We start from the raw sequence: 23,958 nt of genomic DNA, 5'->3' as shown, positions 1-23,958 counted from the left end.
CATCAGAGAGACCCTGTCAATCCGCAGCGCGGGTGCTAGGTTTCGTGACGACTTTAGGAGAAAGCCATGCCGAGCATCAATCGCCGTACCCTTCTCGCCGGAGCAGCTGTCACGGGAGTGGCCGTCGTAGGCGCGCGCGCCGCATTGGCCCAGAGCACGCCGGTCCCCACCAGCTTGGCGGGCAAGAGTATCCTTATCACCGGCTGCTCTTCGGGCTTCGGTCGTCTGATGGCCGAGGATTACGCGCGCAAAGGCGCCAAGGTTTTCGCCACCATGCGCAATTTGCCGCGCCCCGAGGCCGCGGAATTGCGCGCCCTGGCCGAAGCCGACGATCTCGACCTGCACATCATCGAGATCGACGTGACCGACGATGTCCAGGTGACTGCCGGTGTCGCCGAGGCCGAACGGATCGCAGGCGGCGCGATGGATGTGCTGGTCAACAATGCAGGCATCGGAATCTCCTCACCTGTCGAGGTGCAGGACATGGAAGCGACACAGCTGATCTTCGACACCAATGTCTTCGGCTGCCACCGCATGGCCCGCGCAGTCCTCCCCGGGATGCGCGAGCGTGGCTCGGGCCTGATCGTCCCGATTTCGAGCCAGCTGGGCCGGGTCATCGTTCCGAACGCTGGACACTACTCCGCGACGAAGTTCGCGCTGGAGGCGATGAGCGAGCAGCTTGCCTACGAACTGGTGCCGCACGGCATCGACGTCGCGATTATCGAGCCGGGCGGCTATCCCACCGAAGTCTGGGTCAACCGCAACATCTATTCGGCCCAGCTCAAGGAGCGCGCCGAGGACATCCACACCAGCGGCTATCCGCAAGTGGTCGCCCGCATGGGCGAGGAGGACGGCTCCACCCGCAGCGCCGATCCGATGGATGTGCCCAACGCCATCGCCGCGATCATCGCCCTGCCTCCGGGCACCCGCCCGCTGCGCACGCCAGTGCATCCCGGACCGAAGCCCCAGATCCCGATCAACGAGGTCACCGCCAAGGTGCAGGTCGGCTGGCTCGGCGAAAGCGGTTACGGCCCCTGGATCAAGGCCGTCCATAACGTCTGACGCTCTGGCATTCCTGCGGCGGCGGCGCTAAGGGCGCGGCCACACCTAATTTTCCGGAGTTATCGATGGGTTTCCGCTGCGGGATCGTCGGCCTGCCGAATGTCGGCAAGTCCACCCTTTTCAACGCCCTTACCGAGACGCAGGCCGCGCAGGCTGCGAACTATCCGTTCTGCACGATCGAGCCGAATGTCGGCCAGGTCGCGGTGCCGGACGAACGGCTGGACAAGATTGCGGGCATCGCGAAATCGGCCAAGGTCGTGCCGACGCAGCTGGCCTTCGTCGATATCGCAGGCCTCGTGAAAGGTGCGAGCCAGGGCGAAGGCCTGGGTAACCAGTTCCTCGGCAATATCCGAGAGGTGGATGCGATCGTCCACGTGCTGCGTTGTTTCGAGGACGATGACATCCAGCACGTCTCGAACAAAGTCGACCCCATCGCCGATGCGGAAGTGGTCGAGACCGAGCTGATGCTGTCGGACCTCGAAAGCCTGGAGAAGCGCGTGCCCGCTGCGGCCAAGCGTGCGACGGGCGGCGACAAGGAAGCGAAGATCATGGCCAGCGTGCTCGGCCAGGCGCTGGATCTGCTGCGCGACGGCAAGCCTGCGCGCCTTACCGAGCCGAAGGACGATGAAGAGGCGCGGATGTTCCGCCAGGCGCAGCTACTGACTGCCAAGCCGGTGCTCTATGTCTGCAACGTCGCCGAGGAGGATGCGGCCAAGGGCAACGCCCTGTCCGACCTCGTGTTCGAGAAAGCAAAGGCAGAAGGCGCCGAAGCTGTCGTCGTGTCCGCTGCCATCGAGAGCGAGCTGGTCGCCATGCCGCAGGAAGACCGCGCGGAATATCTCGCCGAATTGGGCTTGGATGAATCCGGCCTAAGCCGTGTCATTCGCGCGGGCTACAAGCTGCTCGGTCTCAAGACCTTCTTCACCGCCGGTCCCAAGGAATCGCGCGCCTGGACCTTCCCCGATGGCGCGAAGGCGCCGCAGGCGGCGGGAGAAATTCACACCGATTTCGAGCGCGGCTTTATTCGCGCTGAAACAATTGCCTACGATGATTACGTTGCGCTGGGTGGAGAAAGCGGTGCCAAGGAAGCTGGCAAGCTGCGGCAGGAAGGCAAGGAATACGTCGTTCAGGATGGCGACGTGATGCTCTTCAAGTTCAACGTCTGAGGTGAAACCCATGAACCGGATTGCCGCCGCACTTGCGCTTGGTTTCGCGGCTACGCTGGGTGGCTGCGCGACCTATGTCGATGCTCCGCCGGTTGCCGTAGCGGAGGTGGAACAGCGTGAGCCGGTCACCATCCTCGTCTCGATCGACGGCTTCCATCCGGCCTATCTCGAGCGCGGGCTCACGCCGACATTGTCCCGTCTCGCCGAAAATGGCGCGTCAGCCTCGATGCAGGCGTCCTTCCCCACCAAGACCTTCCCCAATCACTGGACGCTGGTCACCGGGCTGGTCCCTGATAACCACGGCATCACCGCCAACCGGATGGAAGATCCCGAGCGGCCGGACGAGACCTTCGGGATGTCGAACGTCGATCCCTGGTGGTGGGCCGACGCGCGCCCGATCTGGGTCGATGCCGAAGAGGCCGGTATCCGGAGCGCGGCGATGTTCTGGCCGGGCTCGGCCGTGCCTTGGGGCGGCACCGCGAAGCGTTTCGGCCCGGTGGACGATGGCGTCCTGCCGAGCGACTGGCAGGCCTTCAGCATGCAGGTCAGCAATACGCAGCGCGTCAACAGCGTGCTCGACTGGCTGCGTCGTCCGGCGGATATCCGTCCGGAATTCGTGACGCTCTATTTCGATACTATCGATACGGCAGGCCACGATGTCGGCCCGCAGGGCGAAGCACTCGATGTTGCCCTGCGCGATATAGACCGGCACATCGCCGATCTGATTGCGGGCCTCGAGCGACTGGGGCAGACGTCAAATCTAGTCATCGTGTCCGATCACGGCATGGCCGCAACCAGTTCGGAGCGGATGATCGGGCTCGACACGATCGTCGATCCGTCGCTCTATCGCCTCGTCGAGGGCGGAGCATACGCTACCTTCGAGCCGACCGAAGGCAACAGCGCTGCGTTCGAGGCGGCTATCCTAGCCGAGCATGAGCACATGGAGTGCTGGCGCAAGGACGAGATGCCGGAGCGTTTCGATTACGGCACCCATCGCCGGATCCCGCCGTATTTCTGCCTCGCCGATACAGGCTGGACTATCGCGCCGACAGTCTCCGAAAACAGCTGGACGGGGGGCTCCCACGGCTACGATCCCGCCGCGCCCGAGATGGCATCGCTCTTTATCGCTTACGGTCCCGCATTTCGCACCGGGGTCGCCCTGCCCTCGTTCCGGAACACATCGGTAGAGCCGCTGCTGCGAGAGTTGATCGGCCTGCCTCCCCGCACCCGGGGCGATGGTTCGCTGGATCCCCTTCTGCCTGCCCTTGACCGATAGTTCCGGAACGGATTGCGACCGCGCCACGTTAGCACCCTGAACAACAGGGAGCATCGACGTGGTCGACAAGTCAGAAAAATTCAATTGGTTGGTCCGCGTAGGCTATTTCAGCCGCGCCATCCTTTATTTCGTCCTCGGCCTGATCGCGCTCACCAGCGCCCAGAAAATCGCCGAGGGTACCAACGGTATATTCCGCGCGATCCAGGAATTCCCGCTCGGCACCGCGATCCTCTGGATCATGGTCGTGGGCCTGATTGCCTACGCGCTGTTCCGTTTCTGCTCCTTGCTCTTCGATATCGAGAACAACGGCTCCGACGCCAAGGGCTGGGGCAAGCGTATCGGCCATGCCGGTAGCGGCATCGCCCACCTCGCCCTTGCCTATTCGGCTTACAAGTTCGCCACCAGCGGTACGGGCGGTTCGTCCGGTAGTAGCGGCGGCGGCGCGCAGGAGGCGGCTTCCGGCGTTCTCGGGTTCGAATTCGGCGGCATCGTGCTCGGTCTGCTCGGCATCGCGCTATTTGTTGCAGCGTTCCACCAGGCGAAGAAGGGCATCACCGGCAGCTTCATGCACCGTATTAGTGGGCAGGCGCCCGACTTCACCCGTTGGCTAGGTGGAGCAGGCTTCCTTGCACGTGCGGTCGTTTACACCGTCATCGGCTGGTCGCTGTTCCAGGCAGGGTTCATGTCGGGTGGTGCGGACCAGATCAAGACGCTGGGCGACGCTGTTGCCAGCTTGGCAGGTGAGGGGTTCATCTTCACGCTGACCGCAATCGGCCTGCTCCTTTTCGGTCTCTTCAGCCTTGTGCTTGCTCGTTATCGAATCATTCCCGATCTCGACTCGGACGCCGGCGTGCCGAAGTTCCGCGCCTGAGTTGAGTTGAAAGATACCCCCCGGGGGTATATGTGGAAAGGATGACCAAGACCGCAAAGCTCTATCGCATGGTGATGGACAAACATGTCTGTCCCTACGGCACCAAGTCGAAATGGCTGCTGGAGCGAGAGGGTTTCGCGGTCGAGGATCACCACCTCACCACACGCGAAGACACCGATGCCTTCAAAGAGGAACACGGCGTCGAGACGACGCCGCAGACCTTCATCGATGGCAAGCGGCTTGGCGGCTACACCGACCTTCGCAAACATTTCGGATACGACAAGAAGGACGACAGCGGGAAAAGTTACATCCCCGTCCTTGCCGTCTTCGCGGTCGGCGCGGCCCTCGCGGTTGCGCTGAGCCTCTTCGTCTACCAATCGCCCCTCACCATCCGCACCGCCGAATGGTTCGTCGCCTTCTCGATGGCGATGCTGGCAATGCTCAAGCTGCAGGACGTCGAGCAATTCTCGACCATGTTCGTCGGCTACGATCTGCTAGGTCAGCGGTGGGTGCCCTATGCCTATGCATACCCGTTTCTCGAGGCGAGCGCAGCTGTGCTCATGGCCGGGCGAATTCTCCCCTGGATCTCGATACCGGTGGCGCTGACAATCGGCACGATTGGCGCAGTCAGCGTTTTCTACGCCGTTTACATACAGAAGCGCGACATCAAATGCGCTTGCGTGGGCGGCTCTGGCAATGTCCCGTTGGGCTTCATCTCGCTTAGTGAGAACCTCGCCATGATCGGTATGGGGATTTGGATGTTGCTTCGCCCCGCGCTCTGATCCATCCCCGTCGGCATGATCTATTTCGAAGACATCGAAGTCGGCAGCCGCCAGTCTTTCGGCCGTTACGAAGTCACCCGCGAAGAGGTGCTGGAATTCGCTGGCAAATACGATCCGCAACCTTTTCACCTCGACGAGGAAGCTGCGGCACAAACCCATTTCGGGCGGATCTCAGCTAGCGGCTGGCATACTTGTGCGATGACCATGGCGATGATGGTTGAGAACCTGACCGCGAATAAGCAAGCCGGGCTCGGGTCACCCGGTGTCGATCAGCTTCGCTGGAAAAAGCCCGTGTATCCCGGCGACACGCTGCGCTGCGAAAGCGAGATCCTCGAGAAGCGGCGGAGCAAATCGCGCCGTGAAATGGGCATTTTCAAAAGCCGCACGACGACCTTCAACCAGCATGACGAACCGGTGCTAGAAATGATCAGCAACGGCCTGATTCGCGTACGCGACGAGGACGCGCCGATAGAGGATTAGGTCAGGCGCCGCACTGGACGATGCCGGTCGCCTGATAGACCACGCCGCCATACTGGTCTTCGACCGTCAGTTTCCCGGAGTAGTCGCTCGTTTCCATCCCGGTCGGCGCTTCGCTGGCCTCGTCGATGTCGAGCGAGAAGGAATAGGCCTTCCCGTCGTACTTCGAGCGGGCGAGATAGGGCAGTTCCCTGCTTCCCGAGTCCGCCGCGAATGTCAGAATCTCGCCCTTGCGCTTGAGATAGCCTTCCTCTGCCATGGCGATCGCCACGTCACCCATACCGCCACCGTCGGGAGCGAAGTTACACCCGGCACCAAACAGATTGTTTTCTTCGATATCGGGATAACCGATGGGCTCCAGTGCCAGCTCTTCCGGCTCCGGGGCCTGGTTAGCCTCGACTTCGGCAACCGCCGCCTGGCGTTCTTCCTCGCTCGGCTCGGCCGAACAGGCGGCCAGAGCCAGCAGGGCCACGGGAATTGCGATCCGCATTAATGCCTCCCGAAGAGTTTCTCGACGTCTTCCATCGATAGTTTGACCCATGTCGGTCGCCCGTGGTTGCACTGCCCTGAACGAGGCGTGCGCTCCATTTCGCGCAACAGCGCGTTCATCTCGTCGACCCGCAGCGTGCGCCCCGCCCTCACCGAGCCATGGCAGGCCATCGTCGCGAGCGCGAGATCGAGCTTTTCGCCGAGCAACAGCGCCTCGCCGTTAAGCGCCAGATCGTCGTCGATATCGCGCAGCAGCTTCTCCGGATCTGTCCGGGCGATGGCGTGCGGCATGGATCGCACCAGCATGGCCGATGGCCCGAACCGCTCGATGCCGAGGCCGAGTTCGGCCAGCTTCGGCGCAGCGTCCTCGAGCCGGTCGCAGGCGGTTTCCTCCAGCTCGACCACTTCGGGAATGAGCAGCGCCTGCTCGCGCTTTACCGCATCTTCGGCGCCCGCAGCGCGCAGCCGTTCCAACACAAGGCGCTCATGTGCCGCATGCTGATCGACCAGCACGAGCCCATCCTGCGCCTCGGCAACGATATAAGTGTTCGCGACCTGACCGCGGGCGACGCCGAGCGGATAGTCCCTGTCCTCCTCCGCGACCGGCTGCGCCTCTTCCGCGCGGCCGCGCGGTGCGGCCATCACATCGGCTTCCATGCCTCGCCAGGCTTCATTCGGCTCGGACACGCGCGAGGGAGATGGGGCAGTCCAGTCGCGGCCCGAGAAGATCGAGCGAAGTGCAGGCGACGGTTCTTCGCGTGCGGGTTCCGCCTGCCAGCGCCCCATCGCGCCCGCATCGGGGCTTTGCGCGCTGCGCTTGTCGCCAGTCGCGAGTGCCTGCCGCAAGCCCGATACGATGAAGCCGCGCACACCCTGCGCATCCCGGAAACGCACCTCGGTCTTGGCCGGGTGGACATTCACGTCGACATCCTCCGCCGGCACGTCGAGAAACAGCGCCAGTACCGCATGGCGGTCTCGGGCAAGCATGTCGGCATAGGCTCCGCGCACCGCGCCGGTCAGCAGCCGGTCCTTAACCGGCCGTCCGTTGACGAACAGATACTGATGATCGGCGACACCGCGATTATACGTCGGCAGGCCCGCGACCCCGGTCAGCCGCATCGCACCTCGCTCCATATCGAGCAGCACGCCATTGTCCTTCAATTCGCGCGCGACGATCTGGGCGACACGGTCTTGCGGGGTCTCTCCGCCCTGCAGCGCGAGGATACGCCGGTCGCCATGATCGAGCGTGAAGGCAACGTCCGGGCGAGCCATCGCCAGACGTTGCACCACATCCTTGCACGCGGCATATTCGCTGCGCGGGGTCCGCAGAAACTTCCGCCGGGCGGGCACTTTGCCGAACAGGTTCTCGACCCGCACGCGGGTGCCGGGTGGAAGCGCAGCAGGCCCCTCGGCAGTCGTCTCGCCGTGGTCGACGACCCTCTTCCAGCCCGTGTCTGCGCCTTGCGGCCGGCTTTCCAGCGTGAAGCGCGCGACGCTGGCGATGCTGGGCAAGGCTTCGCCGCGGAAGCCTAGCGTCATGACCTGCTCGATCGCCTCGTCGGGCAGCTTCGAGGTCGCGTGCCGTTCGAGCGCGAGACTCATCTCGTCAGCTGTCATGCCGCAGCCATCGTCGGTGACCTCGAGGCTTGCCAGCCCGCCTTCGACCAGTTTCACCGCAATCCGGCTCGCACCGGAATCGATAGCATTTTCGACCAGTTCCTTAAGTGCGGAGGACGGCCGCTCCACGACTTCGCCCGCAGCAATGCGATTGACCAGAGCGTCGGGAAGGCGGCGGATTTGCGGCATTCGCGAATTGTAGCGATGAACGGGCGCGAATCCGAGATCGGGCGAGCGAGTTTCCACCGCTGCCCACAAGGAAATTTTTGGCAATTTCCGCAATGTATCGCTAAAGAGCGCGCCATCCCTGTCCTCCGGGTCGATGCAGCACTCGCTTGCCGCTCTGCACAAACCCAAGATCAAACGGAAAAACGAATTAAAATGGGCTTCTGGAACAACCTCTTCAAATTCGGCGTGCAGAACATGGCGATCGACCTCGGGACCGCCAATACGCTGGTCTATGTCCAGGACCAGGGCATCGTGCTCAACGAGCCGAGCGTGGTCGCGCTGGAAACGATCAACGGCCAGAAGCGCGTGAAGGCCGTCGGTGACGACGCCAAGATGATGATGGGCAAGACGCCCGACAGCATCGAAGCGATCCGCCCGCTGCGCGATGGCGTGATTGCCGATCTCGATGTCGCCGAAGAGATGATCAAGCACTTCATCCGCAAGGTGAACGGCCGCAAGAGCCTGATGCGTTATCCCGAGATCACCATCTGCGTGCCCTCGGGTTCGACCAGCGTCGAGCGCCGCGCGATCCGCGATGCGGCCTCGAATGCAGGCGCCAGCCAGGTCTATCTGATCCTCGAGCCGATGGCCGCGGCGATCGGTGCCGACATGCCCGTGACCGAGCCGGTCGGCAGCATGGTCGTCGATATCGGCGGCGGCACGACCGAAGTCGCCGTGCTCTCGCTGCGCGGTCTTGCCTATACCACCTCGGTCCGCACCGGCGGCGACAAGATGGACGAGGCAATCGTCTCCTATGTCCGCCGACATCACAACCTGCTGATCGGTGACGCCACGGCCGAGCGGATCAAGAAGGATTACGGCGTCGCCCGCGCACCCGAGGACGGCATTGGCGAAAGCATCACGATCAAGGGCCGCGATCTTGTGAACGGGGTTCCGAAAGAGATTACGATCAACCAGGGCCACGTCGCAGAGGCGCTGAACGAGCCTATCGGTGCGATCGTCGAAGGCGTCCGCATCGCTTTGGAAAACACTGCGCCCGAACTGGCCGCCGATATCGTCGACCAGGGCATCGTCCTCACCGGCGGCGGTGCGCTGATCGGTGGGCTGGACGAGTATTTGCGCGAGGAAACCGGCCTGCCAGTGACCATCGCCGAGGATCCGCTGTCCTGTGTCGCCGTCGGCACTGGCCGGGCGATGGAGGATCCGATCTATCGCGGCGTCCTGATGACGGCTTAAGGGGGACTGCATATGGCGCCGACAGGCCAACGGCGCTCGGGCTATTCGCGAAGGGCGCAGTATAATCTCTTCACCGGCTATATCATCGCCGGGATCGGCGCCCTGATCGGTGCCGTGCTGCTGGTGCTGTCCTTCTTCCAGCCCCAGCTGTTCGGCGGGCTGCGAGGCGCGGCGGCCGATGGCTTGTCCCCGGCCACCGAAACTTCCGCCACGGTACGCACGGGCAGCAAGAGCATCTGGGATTCGATCAGCGGATACTACCGCGCGGGGTCCAAGAATGCCGAACTCAAGCGCGAGATGGAGATCGCCCGTATCCGCCTGGCCGAAGCGCAGGCGGTCGAGCAGGAAAACCTTCGTCTGAAGGCTCTGCTGGGCTTGCGGGAAGAAGACGTCGAACCTGTTGCCGTCACACGGCTGGTCGGCTCCACGGCATCAAGCACGCGTCGCTTTGCCTATGTCGGGGCAGGCAGCGACCAGGGCGTCGAGGTCGGCATGCCGATCCGCTCGCCGCGCGGCGTCGTCGGCCGGGTGCTCGAGACCGGCAGCGATAGCGCCCGCATCCTCCTGCTGACCGACACCGAAAGCGTACTGCCGGTCCGCCGCGCGAGCGACGAAGTCGTGGCGTTCGCCGAGGGTCGCGGCGACGGCCTTTTGCGCATTCGCCTGATCAACCTCGGCATCAATCCGCTCGAAAAAGGCGATCTGTTCGTGACGAGCGGCGCAGGCGGATATTATCGCCCGGGTGCTGCCGTCGCGATCCTGGTCGAGAAGACCGACGATGGCGGTCTCGCCCGCATGGTCAGCGATCCCGCGGCGACCGACTTCGTTTCCATCGACCCGATCTTCGAACCCGACGCCGCTTTGGCAGTCGAGACGCCGACCGAAACGGAGCTGTCCGACTGATGGAGCGAATCGACCCGCGCGCGCGCAGCGACGCTTACGGAAATCGCATCAATCGCTCGCATTCGACTTTCCTCGCGACGGTCGTGCCGTGGGGATCGATCCTCCTCGCCTCGATCCTGCCGCTGTTCCCGATCGCTTCCGCTCTGCCGCTCCTGCCACCGCTCGGCTTTCTCATGCTGCTCGGGTGGCGGCTCGTGCGCCCCGGTCTTTTGCCGGTGTGGGCCGGCATTCCGCTCGGCCTGTTCGACGACCTTTTTAGCGGCCAGCCCTTCGGTTTTGCGATACTGACCTGGTCGATCGCCCTGATCGGGATCGAGATCCTCGAAGGTCGGTTGCCGTGGCGCGCCTTCTGGCAGGATTGGTTCACCGCTGGTATAGTCGTAAGCGTGTATCTGATTGTTGGCTGGCTGCTATCCGGCGCCACGCCCAACATCCATTCGCTTATAGCTCTCGTGCCGCAACTTGTGCTTTCCATCCTGCTTTTCCCCATCCTCTCGCGCATAGTCGCGCGGCTCGATCGCTTCCGGCTGCATCGCTGGAGGACGATCTGATGGGCTTGCGCAACAGAAACAAACGGCGCGATATCGTCAGCCAGACAACGCTCGATAATGCTTTCGACCGTCGTACCTTCACCATCGGCACGGCAATGGGCGGGCTCGGTGTCCTGCTTGCTGCGCGCATGGGCTATATCGCCATTGCCGAAAACGAGCGGTACGAACTCGAAAGCGAAAGCAATCGCGTCAATTTGTCGCTGATCCCGCCGCGGCGGGGCTGGCTTCTCGATCGCAACGGTGCCCCCCTGGCATCCAACCGCGCCGACTTCCGCGTCGACATCATTCCGGATCGCACGCCCGATCCGGACCGCACGGTCGCGGTCCTTACCGACATACTCGAGCTCGACGAAAACCAGTCCGCCGACGTCCTTAAACGGATTGAGGACTCACCCGGCTTCCAGCCCGTAGAAGTCGCTTCCGGCCTTAAGTACGATCAGTTCGCCGCTGTCAGCGTGCGCCTGCCCGACCTTCCCGGCGTCGTACCGCAGCGCGGCTTCTCCCGCTTCTATCCGACCGGTCCATCGGTCGGGCACCTGATCGGCTATGTCGGACCCGCCAATGCCGAGGAGTACGAGGAGCAGGACCGCAACCCGCTGCTCATCACCCCCGGCTACAAGATCGGCAAGGACGCGCTGGAGCAGCAGTTCGAGCTTGATTTGCGGGGCATTCCCGGGGCGCGCCGGGTGGAGGTTACGGCTTCGGGGCGCATTGTGCGCGACCTCGAAACGCGCGAGGATGTCCAGGGCGATCCCGTTCGCCTTACGATAGACGGCCCACTGCAGGATTATGCCGCTCGGCGCATCGGCCTCGAAAGCGGGTCTTGCGTGGTCATGGACTGCGAAACCGGTGACGTGCTGTGCATGTCCTCCATGCCGAGCTTCGATCCGAACAGCTTCTCGCAAGGCATCGGTCGTGTGGAATATGCCATGTTGCGCGATGACGAGCGCGTGCCGCTGCGCAACAAGGTGCTGAAGGGGCTCTATCCGCCCGGTTCGACGGTCAAGCCGATGCACTGCATGGCCTTCCTCGATGCAGGGGTGAAGCCGGAAGAGACCATTATCTGTGGCGGCGGCCGGCGCATCGGCAATCGCTTCTTCAATTGCTGGAGCAATCACGGCTCGGTCGACATGGCCAAGGCCATCTACCAGAGTTGCGACAGCTATTTCTATCATTTCGCCCAGCAGGTCGGCTTCGACCATGTAGCGAAATGGGCGCACAAGATGGGTCTGGGCGAAGAATTCCCCCTGCCCGTCACCAGCCAGTTCTACGGCACCGTGCCCGATCCGGCGTGGAAGAAAAAGAAGTTCGATCAGGACTGGCAGCCCTACGATACGGTCAACTCCTCGATCGGCCAAGGCTACTATCTCACCAGCCCGCTGCAATTGGCGGTGATGAGCGCGCGCCTCGCCACCGGCGACAGGGTCATGCCGCGCCTGCGCCTGACCGACGAAAAGCCGAAGTTCGAGCATTTCGACTTCAGCCCCGAAGAGATCGGATACGTCCGCCAGGCGATGAGCGACACGGTCAACGGACCCGGCACGGCAGGCCGCGCCCGCCTGCCGTTCGACGACATTCTCATGGCCGGGAAAACCGGGACCGCGCAGGTGGTCTCGCTGAGCATTTCGGACGGAAAGACCGGTCCGTGGAAATATCGCGACCACGGCCTTTTCGTGTTCTTCGCACCCTTCGACAAGCCAAAATACGCCGGCGCCGTGGTGATCGAGCACGGCGGCGGATCGGGCTCGGCCTATCCCATTGCGCGGGACGTGATGACCTTCATGTTCGATCCTGCGAAGGGCATGGAGGCCTTGCGCCCGCTCGAAGAGCAATGGGGCGGAACGGCGCAAGAGCGCCTCAATCAGAAATATCGCGCCTATGCGGCGGCAGCCGGAGAGGCGGTTCCGCCCGTGCCCGAGCGCGACGAGGACATCTTCGACCAGGTTGAGGCCGAAGCGCGTGTTGCGGCACGGCAGCCCGAAGCCATTGCCGAAGAAGCCAGCCCGTCGCGCGTCGATACCCGCTCTGCCGAAGAGGTGTCCGAAGACACCAGCTCGGCAAGGCCGACTTCGCCCGGATCGACAACACAGGCCACCCCGGCGGACGATCCCGAGTGAGCGGGATCGTACCCGATCCGATAGCCCGCCAGCCCTGGCGGATGCTCTTCCCGCTGTTTGTCTTGATCGGCTTCGGCGCGCTCGTTCTGTTTTCGGCGGCGGGAGGGTCTTGGGACCCCTATGCTTCCTCGCACGTTATCCGCTTTCTCGTATTCCTGCCGATGGCATTCGTCATCAGCATGTTCAGCCGAGAACTGGCGCAGTTCTTCGCCTTCCCGGTCTATATCGTGATCATCGTCATGCTGATGGCGGTGGAGGCGATCGGTTTCGTGGGCGGGGGTAGCCAGCGCTGGCTCGATCTCGGCTTCATGCAATTGCAGCCGTCGGAGCTGATGAAACCGGGGCTCGTCCTCGTCCTTGCACGCTTTTACGCCAACCTGCCCATCGGCCTAATCCCGACCTGGCGATCGGTTGTTCCCGCCGCCGCCCTGATCGGCGCTCCGGTGGCGCTGGTCCTGCTGCAGCCCGACCTTGGTACATCGCTCGCTTTGGCTTTCGGCGGTGCAGTCGTAATGTTCGTTGCAGGCCTGCCGCTACGCTGGTTCCTCGCTGCCGGAGCGGCTGCGGCCGTCCTCGCGCCGATCGCCTTTTTCTTCGGCCTCCAGCCCTATCAGCAGCGACGCGTCTTTACCTTCCTCGATCCGGAAAGCGATCCGCTGGGCGATGGCTACCACATCACCCAGTCCAAGATCGCCATCGGCTCGGGCGGGCTGAGCGGCAAGGGCTTCAACGAGGGGTCGCAGAGCCACCTCAATTATTTGCCCGAACCGCAAACCGATTTCATCTTCTCGACCATGGCCGAGGAATGGGGTTTCATCGGCGGGCTTGTCGTGATCGCCGCCTTCGCCATGATTTTGGGCTGGGGCCTGAAGACCGCGCGCGAAAGTCAGGACCGCTTTGGAAAATTGCTGGCCATAGGCATGACGGCGACGATCTTCTTCTACGTCGCGATCAATCTCATGATGGTCATGGGTCTAGCGCCCGTAGTGGGGATTCCCCTACCCTTCATGAGCCATGGCGGCAGCTCGATGATGACGAATATGATCTGCATCGGATCGCTGATGATGGTCGCCCGCTGGAACCGCCGGGCCCCGCGCACCGGCCTCATTTCCTGAACGATCCAACGGCGTCCGGAAAAAGCCCTTTTAATCGCGAGCAAGCCAGCTATATGAGCGCCTCCCTGATTCGGGGCGCCCAGCCACGGGCGAGCGGCAAGCCGCAGTGTGGACGCATAGCTCAGTTGGTAGAGCAGCTGACTCTTAATCAGCGGGTCCTAGGTTCGAGCCCTAGTGCGTCCACCATTTCTCTTTAATTTCATTGCGCGACTTTCGCTGGCACAGGCGGAATGTGCCACGCTCGGTATGCAATGTGATTACGTTGTTTGACATCACATTATGATGTGATAGTCGGTCGGGCCATGAACACTATCGACAAAGTTCGCTCGCTCGTCTCACAGGGTCTGATGACCCGCGCTGGCCTCGCCCGCGCAGCCGGGTTGCATGCCAATACCCTGCGCGATTGCGCCGAGGATGGCTGGAACCCGACTGCCGATACGCTCGCTAAACTCGAAGCTTTCCTGGAAGCGAACGACGAAACGCCGGTCATCGTCGGGGCCGAGGAGATTATCAACGAAGCCCGTAATGGTCGGATGTATATCCTCGTCGATGACGAGGATCGCGAGAACGAGGGCGATCTCATCATCCCCGCGCAGATGGCGACGCCCGATGCGATCAATTTCATGGCTACCCACGGCCGTGGGCTGATCTGCCTCTCGCTCGACCGCAAGCGCGTCGAGGCGCTCGGCCTGGAACCCATGAGCCGCGACAATCGCGAAAGCATGCAGACCGCTTTCACCACTTCGATCGAGGCCAAGACCGGGGTGACCACCGGCATCAGCGCCGCAGACCGCGCACGCACCGTGTCGGTCGCGATCGATGCGAGCAAGGGACCGGACGACATCGTTACTCCGGGCCACGTCTTCCCCCTCGCCGCACGCGACGGCGGGGTCCTCGTGCGCGCCGGCCATACCGAAGCGGCAGTCGACATTTCGCGCCTCGCGGGTCTCAATCCGGCGGGTGTCATCTGCGAGATCATGAACGAAGACGGCACCATGGCCCGCCTCGACGACCTCGTTACGTTCGCGCGCAAGCACGAGATGAAGATCGGCACGATCCGCGACCTCATCGAATATCGCATGCGCAACGACCACCTCGTCGAACGCGTTGCCGAAGACAATTTCGAATCCGACTATGGCGGCGCATGGCGCATGATGACCTATCGCAACACGATCGATGGCAGCGAAAGCTATGTCCTGCAGAAGGGTGAGGTGAAGCCCGGCGAGCCCACCCTCGCCCGCGTCCATCCGATCTCGATCTTCGATGATGTGCTCGGCAAGCCAGGGGCCCGCAAGCGCACCTTGCAGCGGGCGATGCAGGCAGTCGGCGAGCATGGTTCGGGCGTGATCGTAATCATCACCGGCCGTCCGGCCAGCGGCTATGGCGAGAGCGAGGCCGAGCGCAATGTCGGCATCGGCTCCCAGATCCTCGCCGACCTCGGCATCGAGGACATGATCCTGCTCAGCAATTCGCAACCCAACGTCGTGGCGATCGAAGGCTATGGCCTCAACATCGTCGACCACCGTCCCATTCCGGAGTGATTCCATGGCCAAGTTCCTGATCGTCGAAGCGCGTTTCTACGACCATCTCAACGACATGCTTATCGACGGCGCGCGCGAGGCGCTGGCAGCGGAGGGCCACGAGGCCGAGGTGCTCACAGTGCCCGGCGCGCTGGAAGTGCCCGGCGCGATTGCGATGGCCGTAGACAGCGGGCAGTACGACGGCTTCATCGCCATCGGCGTCGTAATCCGCGGCGAGACTTTCCACTTCGAGATCGTGGCGGGCGAAAGCGCGCGCGGGATCATGGCGCTGACCATGGACGGCATTGCGATCGGCAACGGCATCCTGACGGTCGAGAACGATGAGCAAGCGCTGGTGCGCGCCGATCCGAAGCAGAAGAACAAGGGCGGCGAAGCGGCGCAGGCTGCGCTGGCACTGCTGGACTTGCAGGGGCGCTTCGCCCGCTGAGCAAATGCTCGAAATCGCCGCCCTGATGATGATCGCGTCCGGCGCGATCCATGCGGTGGTGAATGCCGTCCTCAAATCGGGCGACGACAAACTCGCAAGCCGGGCGCTGATCGACCTGAGCGGCGGCTTGCTGGTTCTGCCGACGATCCTTTTCTTCCCGCCACCGCATGGCGCTTGGGGCTGGCTGGTCGGATCGCTGGTCGTCCATGCCGTCTATTTTCTCGCGCTGGTGCGGGCGTTCGAAGTGGCGGACATGAGCGCGACCTATCCCGTCATGCGGGGCACCGCGCCGGTTTTCGCGGCCTTCGGTGCAGTAGTGTTCCTGGGCGACGCGATTACTCTCCCGGTCTCAATCGGTATGGGACTGGTGACGAGCGGGATCCTTCTCAGCGCCATAGGGCGCAACTTGACGCGGGAGGCACTGGGCTATTCGCTGCTCACCGGCCTTGCCGTCGCGACCTACACCGTACTCGATGCGGGCGGCGTCCGGAATGCGCCGACGCCCTATTCCTACATCGCCTGGGCTTTCTTCGTGCTGGGAGCCGTGATCGGCGGGGCCTTTGGAGCTTGGCGTGGCCGCACCTTCATCGAATACACGCGCCGCAACTGGAAGAGCTGCGTCGCAGCCGGAGCGGCGGGCGTCGTCAGCTATGGCCTTGCAATGCTCGCTTATTCGGTCGGCGAATTGCCGCGTCTCGCGCCTTTGCGGGAGAGTTCGATCCTGTTCGCGCTGCTGATTGCGACGCTTTTTCTCGGTGAGCGGCCGGATCGGCTCAAGATCGCTGGCGGCATCGTGATCTTCGGCGGCGTTGTGGTGCTGTTGCTCTCTCGCTAGCTCGCGCCATCGAGAAATTCACCGAGGCCGAGCGGCGAGAACGGCCCGATGATGAGCTGCTCGAATACACCGATACCCTCCTCGCCTGCGCCGCCGGTCACCCGCATCGGCATTTGCACATGAAGGTTCTGGGGTTCTAGCGGATCGAGCTGATCCAGCTCGATGTCTTCGCGCTCGACCTTGAGCGGCCCGTGATGGAGACCGTGCCCCCAATCGGGATCGGTGTACCCCAGCCCCCGCATCTGGAAGCGCGAAAGCGGCTCAAGCGTAACCTGCTCCGGCGCGCCGGGCACGGCCAGCGAGAGCGTTCCGCCGCTCGGCCAGCGAGTGCCGGGCGCGAGCCGTGTCCGCATGCTGCCGTGCCCTTCGCGGATGTCGCTGGCCGTCGCACCGTCCGGAGCCCAGGCCGCGCGCGTGTTCCAGGCGCGGCCGTGCTCGTCATTGTTGACATGGAAGAACAGGCTGCCGTCCGCGAAATTGATCGGTGTCCATTGCCAGAAGAAGCCGGGCATCGGGGCGCTTGGCATGGGCTGCGAATCGCGAGCACCGATGGGCCGCACGCCCCAGCTGCGATCGCGCGTGCCGCCTGTGCCCTCGGCCAGCTCGCGCCGGTCGCCATCCGTAGAGATCCAGCCCTCGTAATGGCCGTTCTGCGTCATGCGCGTGTAGTCCATGAATGCGCGCGGGCCGATGCGATGCGTGAAGCGCGGCTCCTCGATCGCGAAGGCGCGGCTGGTGAAAACGAGATCGGCGGAAATGCCTTCGCATTCATCCACGATCAGGCGCAGCTTGTGCAGCGGCTCGATCACCTCGATGCGGATGGGCCCGACGATCAAATCCATCCGCTCCATGTTCAGCTCGCGGCTCGCATGGATGCAATGCTGCACCCCGTCGCGCACCACGTTGAAATGCGCATCCATCACGTCGAGATGCGGATAGACGCCCAGAGCTAGGGCGAAGAAACCGCTGCCATCGGGGGCATAGCCGTTGAAAAAATACCGGTCGTAGAAATTGCGGTCGGTGCCGCAATAGGCCACCGGCTCCGGCGTCTGGTGGATCGGATATTCGTCGCCGCGGGACAGGACCATCAATTCACCTCTTTCAATGCAGCCAGACTGTCGCGGGCCAGCGCCAGCGAGCAGGCGCCGCGCGCCATGGACAGGAAATTCGCGTCGCCACGCTCGGTACGCTTGACGAAAGCGGCGCTGAAGACGGCAGTAGAGACACCGTGGAGGATACCGCGCCGGTAATCGTCTTCGATATCGTCGTGCTTCAGCGTCACCCCTCGCTTGGCCATTTCGGACAGCCACAGGTCAAGCAAACCGTCCTCGTGCTCGCGCCACAGGGCCTCGCCGATGCCGCAGCCCAAGAAATAACCGACGTCGGTCATGGCCTTGCCGACGGTTACGGTCTGCCAGTCCAGCACGGCAATCGGCTCCGCCCCGCCCCTTATGTCGAACAGCATGTTGTCGAGGCGGAAATCGCCGTGGACGATGCATTTCCGGTCGGGGTCGCTGTGGAAATAGACCGGTGCCAGTTCCGCCAATTCCTCGCACAATGCCATGAAGTCCGGCTCGAGCTGGTCGGCATATCGTTCGCGAAACACGGCCTGAGCCTGCGGATACATCGCGGCGACGGTCGCCCCGAGCTCGGGAGGAGGCTGAATCCATTCCGCCTCGAGAAGCTCGGCATTGTTCCAGCTCGGCGCATGAATCGCGGCGGCCTGAACGATCGCGTCGCGTGCCCTTTCTATTCCGCAGCTGGCAATCTGGTTGCCCTGCTCCGCCGGGCCGAGATCCTCGAACAGGAGGAAAAACTCACTCCCTTCCTCATTGACCTCGGCAAAGTGCACCTGCGGCACGCGCACGGCGAGCTGCGGTGCGGTGCTGCGATAGAATTCGACCTCCTTGCAATACAGGCCGAAGGATATGGCCGTTGCCTTGCTGGCCTCGTCCTCAGCGCTGAACTTTCCGGCCAGCGTGAAGGCGCCGCTTTGTCCGTCGCAATGGAACCGCACACTGTCGCCGACCTGGCCGGTGCCTATGGCTTCCCAGCGCACATTGTCGACCCGCGTCCCGAGCACGTCGCCAAGCCAGCTGGCTGATACCTCGTCCGGATGTGCCGGAAATTGTTCCAAGCTCCTCTCCCACAAAGAGCAATTTTGGAACGCTAGCTTTCCAAACACGTCCTGACAATCATGCAGGACATCGAGAAATGAACGGCCCGCTCGAATGGATCGCCTCCATCGGGACGGTGCTCGCAGCCTCCCTCATCGCGTTCGACATGGGTCGACGCACGACGGGTTGGGGTTTTGTATTATTCTGCATCGTGTCGGCGCTATGGATCTATATCGGCCTCACCGAGGACGCGATGCCACTCGCGGCGATGAACTTCCTGTTGCTGTTGATCAACGCCTGGGGTGTTTATCAGTATTGGCTACACCCTAAGAACCGCAAGGATCCGAAGCGCTAGGCGCCGATCCGGCCGAAACAGCCTGCACCGGCATAAACCGCGCTGTCCCCAAGCTCTTCCTCGATCCGAATGAGCTGGTTGTATTTGGCAAGCCGGTCCGAACGGGCCAGCGAGCCCGTCTTGATCTGCCCGCAATTGGTCGCAACCGCGAGGTCGGCGATCGTCGCATCCTCGGTTTCGCCCGAGCGGTGCGACATGACGGCGGTGTACCCGGCGCGATTGGCGATGCTGACCGCATCAAGCGTTTCCGACAGCGTGCCGATCTGGTTGACCTTGACCAGCAGCGAATTGGCCAAACCACGCTCGATCCCGTCCGAGAGGCGCGCCGGGTTGGTTACGAAAAGGTCGTCCCCGACCAGCTGGACGGTATTTCCGATATGATCGGTCAATGCCTTCCAGCCCTCGAAATCATCCTCGGCCATGCCATCCTCGATCGAGCGGATGGGATAATCGGCACACAGCTTGGCGAGATATTTGGCCATCTCATCGCCCGAAAGAGAGACGTTCTCGCCCGAAATCTCGTATTTCCCCTCGCGATAGAATTCGGTCGATGCGCAATCGAGCGCAAGCGCCATCTCCTCGCCCGGGGTGAAGCCAGCCTGTTCGATCGACGCCATGATGAAATCCAGCGCATCGCGTGTGCTGGCAAGATCGGGCGCGAACCCGCCCTCGTCACCGACCGAGGTTGCCAGGCCTTTCTCGTGCAGCTTCTTCTTGAGCGTGTGAAACACTTCCGCGCCCCAGCGCACCGCCTCGGCCAGGCTGTCGGCGCCGACCGGCATGATCATGAATTCCTGGATGTCGATCGGATTGTCGGCATGTTCGCCGCCATTGATGATGTTCATCATCGGCACCGGCAGGACATGCGCCGCCACACCGCCGATATAGCTGTAGAGCGGCAGGCCGCGCGCATTGGCCGCTGCCTTGGCGACCGCCATGCTGGTCCCGAGAATCGCGTTCGCTCCGATGCGGCCCTTGTTGTCCGTCCCATCGAGCGCGATCATCGCGCCGTCGATGTCGCGCTGGTCTTCCGCATCGAGGCCGAGGATGGCCTCGGCGATCTCGGTATTGGCAGCGTCGACCGCCTTCATCACACCCTTGCCAAGGTACCGGTCCTTGTCGCCGTCGCGCAACTCCACAGCTTCGTGCGCACCTGTCGAGGCACCGCTGGGCACGGCTGCCCGCCCGAAGCTGCCGTCTTCGAGAAGAATATCGACCTCGACCGTGGGATTGCCCCGCGAGTCGAGAATTTCGCGGGCGTGGAGGTCGATGATGGCGGTCATGGGACAAGGCACTCCGGAGCTGAGGTGTTGCAATTGACTAATACACCCCCAGATGGGGACAGGCACGCGCTCTATTCGCCGGAACATCGGCGCGCAAGTTGCGTTGCACAATTGAACCCCCTCGCATCAAAAGCGTTGGGGGGAGGAAACAATTGAGGGCAAGGACGACAGCAATGGCCGATACAGACGGAACCGGCGCACCGAAAAAGCGCAAGACACCAGCCAAAAAGAAATCCACTGCCGCCAAGCCGCGCAAGACCGTGGCGAAGACGCCCGCAGCCAAGGAGACCACCCCCGTGACCAACACCGCAATCGACACTGCCGAAACGACCAACAACAACCGCGCCGAAGCCAAGTCGCGCTTCAATGCCGCCCTCGAGGAGGCCAAGGCCGGCGCAGCCGCGCTGAAGGCGGAAGGTAAGGATCGTGCAACCGCCTACCGCACCCAGGCCAAGGGCAAGGGCGACGACTGGGTGGCCGAAGCCAAGGCCTATGGTGACGATGCCAAGGTCAAGGGCCGTGAACTCGCCACCGAAGGCAAGGTCAAGGCCAGCGAAGGCATGCGCTCGCTCAGCCGGATGGTGAACGACAACGCCTATCAGGTCGACGAGAAGCTCGGCGCGAAATATGGCGACTATGCCCGCACCGCGTCCAAGTCGCTCGATGATTATGCTGCCAAGCTCGACCAGAAGAGCGTCGACGACCTCGTCGACGACGGCCGCGAATTCGTTCGCCGGAGCCCCGGCAAGGCACTCGGCATCGCCGCAGTCGCTGGGTTCTTCGTCTCGCGCCTGTTCGGCGGTCGCCGTTGATCGACGTATCAGGGGGTCTGCGATGAGGGATAACGAAGTTGAGCGCGGGACCGAGAGCTATCTCGGTCCGCTCGACGTGCCGGATGATCACGAACCTGCCGATGAAGAGCGGGGATCCGGCGAAGCGTCTTTGATTGACGATGTCACGGCATTGTTATCCGATGGCAAGACCTACGCCGAAGCCGAACTGGCATTCCAGAAAAGCCGCGCAGGCTACACTGCAAACAGGGCCAAGGGCGCAATCGCCTTTGGCCTTGCTGCGTTCGGCGTGTTCCACCTCGCCCTGATCGCGGGGGCTGTCGGTCTCGTCATTGCACTCGTCCCGCTGATCGGCCCGTGGGGCGCGACAGCTGTTGTGACGCTCGCCCTAATCGTGGTGGGTATCGTACTCCTACGCATGCTGAAGGGTCGTATCGACGATATTCGGGATGCTTTCTCGGAGGGCTCAGAAGAATGACTCGCCGTGAACGAATGCTCGAAGATCGCTATCTCCGCGATTCCGCCAGAGCCTTGGTTGAGGCCGATGTCGAGCATGTGAAAGCCGACCTCGCGCGCAAGGGACTGGCGGCCCGGACCCTGGATACCGTCAAGCACGGTGCTATCGATCTTTACGAAGAAGCGGTGGACGCTGCCGAAGACAACAAGGGTGCGCTTGCCGCGCTGGTCGCTGCGGTCGTCGTCTGGTTTGCTCGCAATCCGTTGCTCAACCTGTTCGGCCTCGGCGAAGGCGACGATTCGAGCGAGGATGACGTTGAACGGGCGGAACAATGAACCCTGCGCAGCCGTTGGATAAACGAACACCAATTCGGAGATTTTCATGGCTGAGACAGCAGAAACCAACAACGTCACCCCAATCAGTGCGGACAGCAAGCTGACCGACGAGCAGAAGCGCGAGCAGCTCCGGGCGAAGATTGAAGCCGGTGAAAAGCGCAATGCCGAGCGCAGCTTTGCAGATCAGGCGAAAGACGTAGCGGACAGCGCCGTCGAATTCACCAAGAAGCATCCGTTTGCCGTGGTCGGAGGCGCAATTGCTATCGGTCTCGCAATCGGCGCAATGACCCGCCCGGGCCGCAGGCTTGGCCGTCGCGGAGGTGCCCTTGCCACCCTTGCACTTGATAGTGTGCTGGCTTACGGGGCGCGCGCCATCGACGGTGCAGCGAATGCCGCGGAATACGCCGGCGACCGCTTCGAAGATTTCGGTGACAGTGCAGCCACCACAGCACGCGGCCTGCGTCGCGATGCGGCCTACCGGATGGACGTGGCCAGCGATGCGCTGCGCGCAAATTCGCGCAAGGCGAAGCGCGCTGGATCGCGTGGAGCACGCTCGCTGAAGACTCGTTTCGGCTACTGATAATACCGATAGCTAGCAGAAGCGGCGCGACGGGCTTGCCTGTCGCGCCGCTTTCGTTATTGGGCCGGGGCACTCTCCCTCCCCAAACGAGAAAGCCATCCCATGGAAGAAACTGAAGCCAAGCAAACGCTCTACCTCGTCATGGGTGGTCGCGTCACCGACCCGCGCTCTGCAACCTTTGCCGATCCGGAAAGCATCCATGTCGCCGGCGTGTTTAGCAATTACGACGCGGCAGTCGATGCTTGGCGCGCCAATGCGCAGCGCACGGTCGACGATGCCGAGATGAAATACGTAGTCGTCCACCTGCACAAGCTGCTCGACCCCGGCGCTTGAACATCGGCGGATGGCTTATGCGATCCGTTCCTACCGCGACGAAGACGCCGGGACGGTTGCCGCAGTCTGCGCCGCAGCGATAGAGGCGATCGGCCCGCGCGCCTATTCGGCGGAGCAGGTGGCTGCATGGCGCGCGCGCCATCCCGGGCCGCAGCGCTATCGTGATGTGGTCGCGAACGGTGCGCAAATCTTGGTCGCAACCGATGAGCAGGACCGGCCTGTCGCCTATGCTTTGCTGGAGCGAAACGGCCATCTCGACCACCTTTATTGCCATCCCGACCACACACGGCGCGGCCTAGCGGACTTGCTCCTCGCCGAAGCCGAAGTCATGGCACGCGACTGGGGCGCAGAGCGGCTATATACCGAAGCAAGCGACCTTGCCCGACCCGTCTTCGAACGGGTCGGCTACGAGGTCATGCACAAGCGAGAGTTCGCAATCGACGGCGTGCCGATCCACAATTGGGCGATGGAAAAGCCGCTGTCCTGACAGCGCCTCTGCACGTCGTTCAGATGAACTCGATCTTCTCGATCAGGTAGAACTTGTCGCCCGACGGCACGGTCACCTCGACCTCGTCGTCGACCTGCTTGCCGATCAGCGCGCGGGCGATCGGCGAATTGTAGCTGATCCGACCTTTGGACGCATCGGCCTCCGTCTGGCCCACGATCTGGTACTTGATCGGCTTGTCGTCCTCATCGAGCAGCGTCACGGTGGCACCAAAGATCACCTTGTCGCCCGACAGGGTCGAGGGATCGATGATCTGCGCGCGGCTGGCCTTGTCTTCAAGCTCGGCGATCTGCGCCTCGACCTGGCCCTGGCGTTCCTTGGCCGCATGGTACTCCGCGTTCTCCGAGAGGTCGCCATGCGCGCGCGCTTCCTCGATCGCGTCGACGATCAGCGGGCGTTCCGCGCGCAGCGTCTTGAGATCGGCAGTGATCTTTTCGTAGCCTTCGGCCAGCATCGGCACCTTTTCCATGGCGCGCGTCCTTCCTGTTCTCCCCTCCCCTGTTCGGACAATTCGACCCCGGCCCGCCGTTCTGCGGGGCCGATCGGGT

The 23,958-nt window shown here is 62.9% G+C and carries 27 protein-coding genes and 1 tRNA gene; 22 read left to right on the top strand and 6 right to left on the bottom strand.

What is annotated here, in order from left to right; translation table 11 throughout:
• Nucleotides 1–66 precede the first annotated feature (66 nt).
• From Q9K02_RS08570 to Q9K02_RS08545, 6 genes are all read left to right on the top strand, one after another.
• Nucleotides 67–1,062, top strand: a complete 996-nt coding sequence (locus Q9K02_RS08570) for an SDR family oxidoreductase (RefSeq protein ID WP_305932511.1) — start codon at nucleotides 67–69, stop codon at nucleotides 1,060–1,062.
• A 65-nt stretch (nucleotides 1,063–1,127) separates the two neighbouring features.
• Nucleotides 1,128–2,228, top strand: coding sequence for a redox-regulated ATPase YchF (gene ychF / locus Q9K02_RS08565; protein WP_305932510.1), 1,101 nt, complete (start codon nucleotides 1,128–1,130; stop codon nucleotides 2,226–2,228).
• Nucleotides 2,229–2,238: 10 nt separating this feature from the next.
• Nucleotides 2,239–3,504: an alkaline phosphatase family protein gene (locus tag Q9K02_RS08560; protein ID WP_305933482.1), complete on the top strand. Its 1,266-nt coding sequence runs from the start codon at nucleotides 2,239–2,241 to the stop codon at nucleotides 3,502–3,504.
• A 58-nt stretch (nucleotides 3,505–3,562) separates the two neighbouring features.
• The gene (locus tag Q9K02_RS08555; protein ID WP_305932509.1) at nucleotides 3,563–4,375 is read left to right on the top strand and encodes a DUF1206 domain-containing protein; all 813 of its coding nucleotides are present in this window, start codon (nucleotides 3,563–3,565) and stop codon (nucleotides 4,373–4,375) included.
• A 41-nt stretch (nucleotides 4,376–4,416) separates the two neighbouring features.
• Nucleotides 4,417–5,157, top strand: a complete 741-nt coding sequence (locus Q9K02_RS08550) for a glutaredoxin (protein ID WP_305932508.1) — start codon at nucleotides 4,417–4,419, stop codon at nucleotides 5,155–5,157.
• A gap of 15 nt (nucleotides 5,158–5,172) precedes the next feature.
• Nucleotides 5,173–5,637: a MaoC family dehydratase gene (locus Q9K02_RS08545; RefSeq protein WP_305932507.1), complete on the top strand. Its 465-nt coding sequence runs from the start codon at nucleotides 5,173–5,175 to the stop codon at nucleotides 5,635–5,637.
• 1 nt (nucleotide 5,638) lies between these two features.
• Here the strand turns inward: Q9K02_RS08545 and Q9K02_RS08540 are convergent, their stop codons facing one another.
• Entirely contained in the window at nucleotides 5,639–6,124 is a 486-nt protein-coding gene (locus tag Q9K02_RS08540) for a hypothetical protein (RefSeq protein WP_305932506.1), read from the bottom strand.
• Entirely contained in the window at nucleotides 6,124–7,929 is a 1,806-nt protein-coding gene (gene mutL, locus Q9K02_RS08535) for a DNA mismatch repair endonuclease MutL (RefSeq protein WP_305933481.1), read from the bottom strand. The genes Q9K02_RS08540 and mutL overlap by 1 nt, the downstream gene beginning before the upstream one ends.
• Nucleotides 7,930–8,121: 192 nt before the next feature.
• On the opposite strand from mutL, the gene Q9K02_RS08530 reads away from it, so the two are divergent.
• From Q9K02_RS08530 to Q9K02_RS08490, 9 genes are all read left to right on the top strand, one after another.
• Entirely contained in the window at nucleotides 8,122–9,165 is a 1,044-nt protein-coding gene (locus Q9K02_RS08530) for a rod shape-determining protein (protein WP_278328727.1), read from the top strand.
• Nucleotides 9,166–9,177: 12 nt separating this feature from the next.
• Nucleotides 9,178–10,068, top strand: a complete 891-nt coding sequence (locus tag Q9K02_RS08525; RefSeq protein WP_305932505.1) for a rod shape-determining protein MreC — start codon at nucleotides 9,178–9,180, stop codon at nucleotides 10,066–10,068.
• A complete protein-coding gene (locus Q9K02_RS08520; RefSeq protein ID WP_305932504.1) occupies nucleotides 10,068–10,619 on the top strand; it encodes a rod shape-determining protein MreD in 552 nt (183 codons plus the stop codon). The genes Q9K02_RS08525 and Q9K02_RS08520 overlap by 1 nt, the downstream gene beginning before the upstream one ends.
• Entirely contained in the window at nucleotides 10,619–12,736 is a 2,118-nt protein-coding gene (gene mrdA / locus Q9K02_RS08515) for a penicillin-binding protein 2 (protein WP_305932503.1), read from the top strand. Before Q9K02_RS08520 ends, mrdA begins: the two co-directional genes overlap by 1 nt.
• Before the next feature lie 41 nt (nucleotides 12,737–12,777).
• On the top strand, nucleotides 12,778–13,851 hold the full coding sequence (rodA, locus tag Q9K02_RS08510; protein WP_305933480.1) for a rod shape-determining protein RodA: 1,074 nt from the start codon (nucleotides 12,778–12,780) through the stop codon (nucleotides 13,849–13,851).
• A 110-nt stretch (nucleotides 13,852–13,961) separates the two neighbouring features.
• Nucleotides 13,962–14,037, top strand: a tRNA-Lys gene (locus tag Q9K02_RS08505).
• Between the two features lie 116 nt (nucleotides 14,038–14,153).
• Nucleotides 14,154–15,392: a 3,4-dihydroxy-2-butanone-4-phosphate synthase gene (gene ribB, locus Q9K02_RS08500; protein WP_305932502.1), complete on the top strand. Its 1,239-nt coding sequence runs from the start codon at nucleotides 14,154–14,156 to the stop codon at nucleotides 15,390–15,392.
• A gap of 4 nt (nucleotides 15,393–15,396) precedes the next feature.
• On the top strand, nucleotides 15,397–15,819 hold the full coding sequence (gene ribH, locus Q9K02_RS08495; RefSeq protein ID WP_305932501.1) for a 6,7-dimethyl-8-ribityllumazine synthase: 423 nt from the start codon (nucleotides 15,397–15,399) through the stop codon (nucleotides 15,817–15,819).
• Between the two features lie 4 nt (nucleotides 15,820–15,823).
• Nucleotides 15,824–16,654 (top strand): DMT family transporter, encoded by an 831-nt coding sequence (locus tag Q9K02_RS08490; RefSeq protein ID WP_305932500.1) that lies wholly within the window; start codon nucleotides 15,824–15,826, stop codon nucleotides 16,652–16,654.
• Here the strand turns inward: Q9K02_RS08490 and Q9K02_RS08485 are convergent.
• Together Q9K02_RS08485 and Q9K02_RS08480 are read right to left on the bottom strand one after the other, a co-directional pair.
• Nucleotides 16,651–17,742, bottom strand: coding sequence for an Rv3169 family protein (locus Q9K02_RS08485; RefSeq protein WP_305932499.1), 1,092 nt, complete (start codon nucleotides 17,740–17,742; stop codon nucleotides 16,651–16,653). The genes Q9K02_RS08490 and Q9K02_RS08485 overlap by 4 nt on opposite strands.
• Nucleotides 17,742–18,791, bottom strand: coding sequence for a phosphotransferase (locus Q9K02_RS08480; RefSeq protein WP_305932498.1), 1,050 nt, complete (start codon nucleotides 18,789–18,791; stop codon nucleotides 17,742–17,744). Before Q9K02_RS08480 ends, Q9K02_RS08485 begins: the two co-directional genes overlap by 1 nt.
• Nucleotides 18,792–18,868: 77 nt before the next feature.
• Between Q9K02_RS08480 and Q9K02_RS08475 the strand changes: the two genes are divergently transcribed.
• Entirely contained in the window at nucleotides 18,869–19,126 is a 258-nt protein-coding gene (locus Q9K02_RS08475; protein WP_305932497.1) for a hypothetical protein, read from the top strand.
• On the opposite strand, the gene eno is transcribed toward Q9K02_RS08475, so the two are convergent.
• Nucleotides 19,123–20,409 carry a phosphopyruvate hydratase gene (gene eno, locus Q9K02_RS08470; protein WP_305932496.1) on the bottom strand — a complete coding sequence of 429 codons (1,287 nt, stop codon included), beginning with the start codon at nucleotides 20,407–20,409 and terminating at the stop codon, nucleotides 19,123–19,125. The two genes, Q9K02_RS08475 and eno, sit on opposite strands and share 4 nt — an antisense overlap.
• 173 nt (nucleotides 20,410–20,582) lie before the next feature.
• On the opposite strand from eno, the gene Q9K02_RS08465 reads away from it, so the two are divergent.
• The 6 genes from Q9K02_RS08465 (at nucleotide 20,583) to Q9K02_RS08440 (ending at nucleotide 23,392) form a co-directional block, all read left to right on the top strand.
• The gene (locus Q9K02_RS08465) at nucleotides 20,583–21,221 is read left to right on the top strand and encodes a hypothetical protein (RefSeq protein WP_305932495.1); all 639 of its coding nucleotides are present in this window, start codon (nucleotides 20,583–20,585) and stop codon (nucleotides 21,219–21,221) included.
• 22 nt (nucleotides 21,222–21,243) lie between these two features.
• Nucleotides 21,244–21,678, top strand: a complete 435-nt coding sequence (locus tag Q9K02_RS08460; RefSeq protein ID WP_305932494.1) for a phage holin family protein — start codon at nucleotides 21,244–21,246, stop codon at nucleotides 21,676–21,678.
• Nucleotides 21,675–21,992 carry a hypothetical protein gene (locus Q9K02_RS08455; RefSeq protein WP_305932493.1) on the top strand — a complete coding sequence of 106 codons (318 nt, stop codon included), beginning with the start codon at nucleotides 21,675–21,677 and terminating at the stop codon, nucleotides 21,990–21,992. The genes Q9K02_RS08460 and Q9K02_RS08455 overlap by 4 nt, the downstream gene beginning before the upstream one ends.
• A gap of 46 nt (nucleotides 21,993–22,038) precedes the next feature.
• Nucleotides 22,039–22,572 carry a hypothetical protein gene (locus Q9K02_RS08450; RefSeq protein WP_305932492.1) on the top strand — a complete coding sequence of 178 codons (534 nt, stop codon included), beginning with the start codon at nucleotides 22,039–22,041 and terminating at the stop codon, nucleotides 22,570–22,572.
• Nucleotides 22,573–22,674: 102 nt separating this feature from the next.
• Nucleotides 22,675–22,905, top strand: coding sequence for a DUF4170 domain-containing protein (locus Q9K02_RS08445; protein WP_278328742.1), 231 nt, complete (start codon nucleotides 22,675–22,677; stop codon nucleotides 22,903–22,905).
• A 10-nt stretch (nucleotides 22,906–22,915) separates the two neighbouring features.
• A complete protein-coding gene (locus tag Q9K02_RS08440) occupies nucleotides 22,916–23,392 on the top strand; it encodes a GNAT family N-acetyltransferase (protein ID WP_305932491.1) in 477 nt (158 codons plus the stop codon).
• A 19-nt stretch (nucleotides 23,393–23,411) separates the two neighbouring features.
• Here Q9K02_RS08440 and greA read toward each other — a convergent pair whose 3' ends face one another.
• Complete coding sequence (gene greA / locus Q9K02_RS08435; RefSeq protein WP_278328744.1) at nucleotides 23,412–23,879, bottom strand: transcription elongation factor GreA; 468 nt, start codon at nucleotides 23,877–23,879, stop codon at nucleotides 23,412–23,414.
• Nucleotides 23,880–23,958 lie beyond the last annotated feature (79 nt).

Origin of the sequence: Qipengyuania profundimaris (assembly GCF_030717945.1) — a bacterium.
GTDB lineage: Bacteria > Pseudomonadota > Alphaproteobacteria > Sphingomonadales > Sphingomonadaceae > Qipengyuania > Qipengyuania profundimaris.
This window is presented reverse-complemented; position numbering and strand designations above follow the sequence as displayed.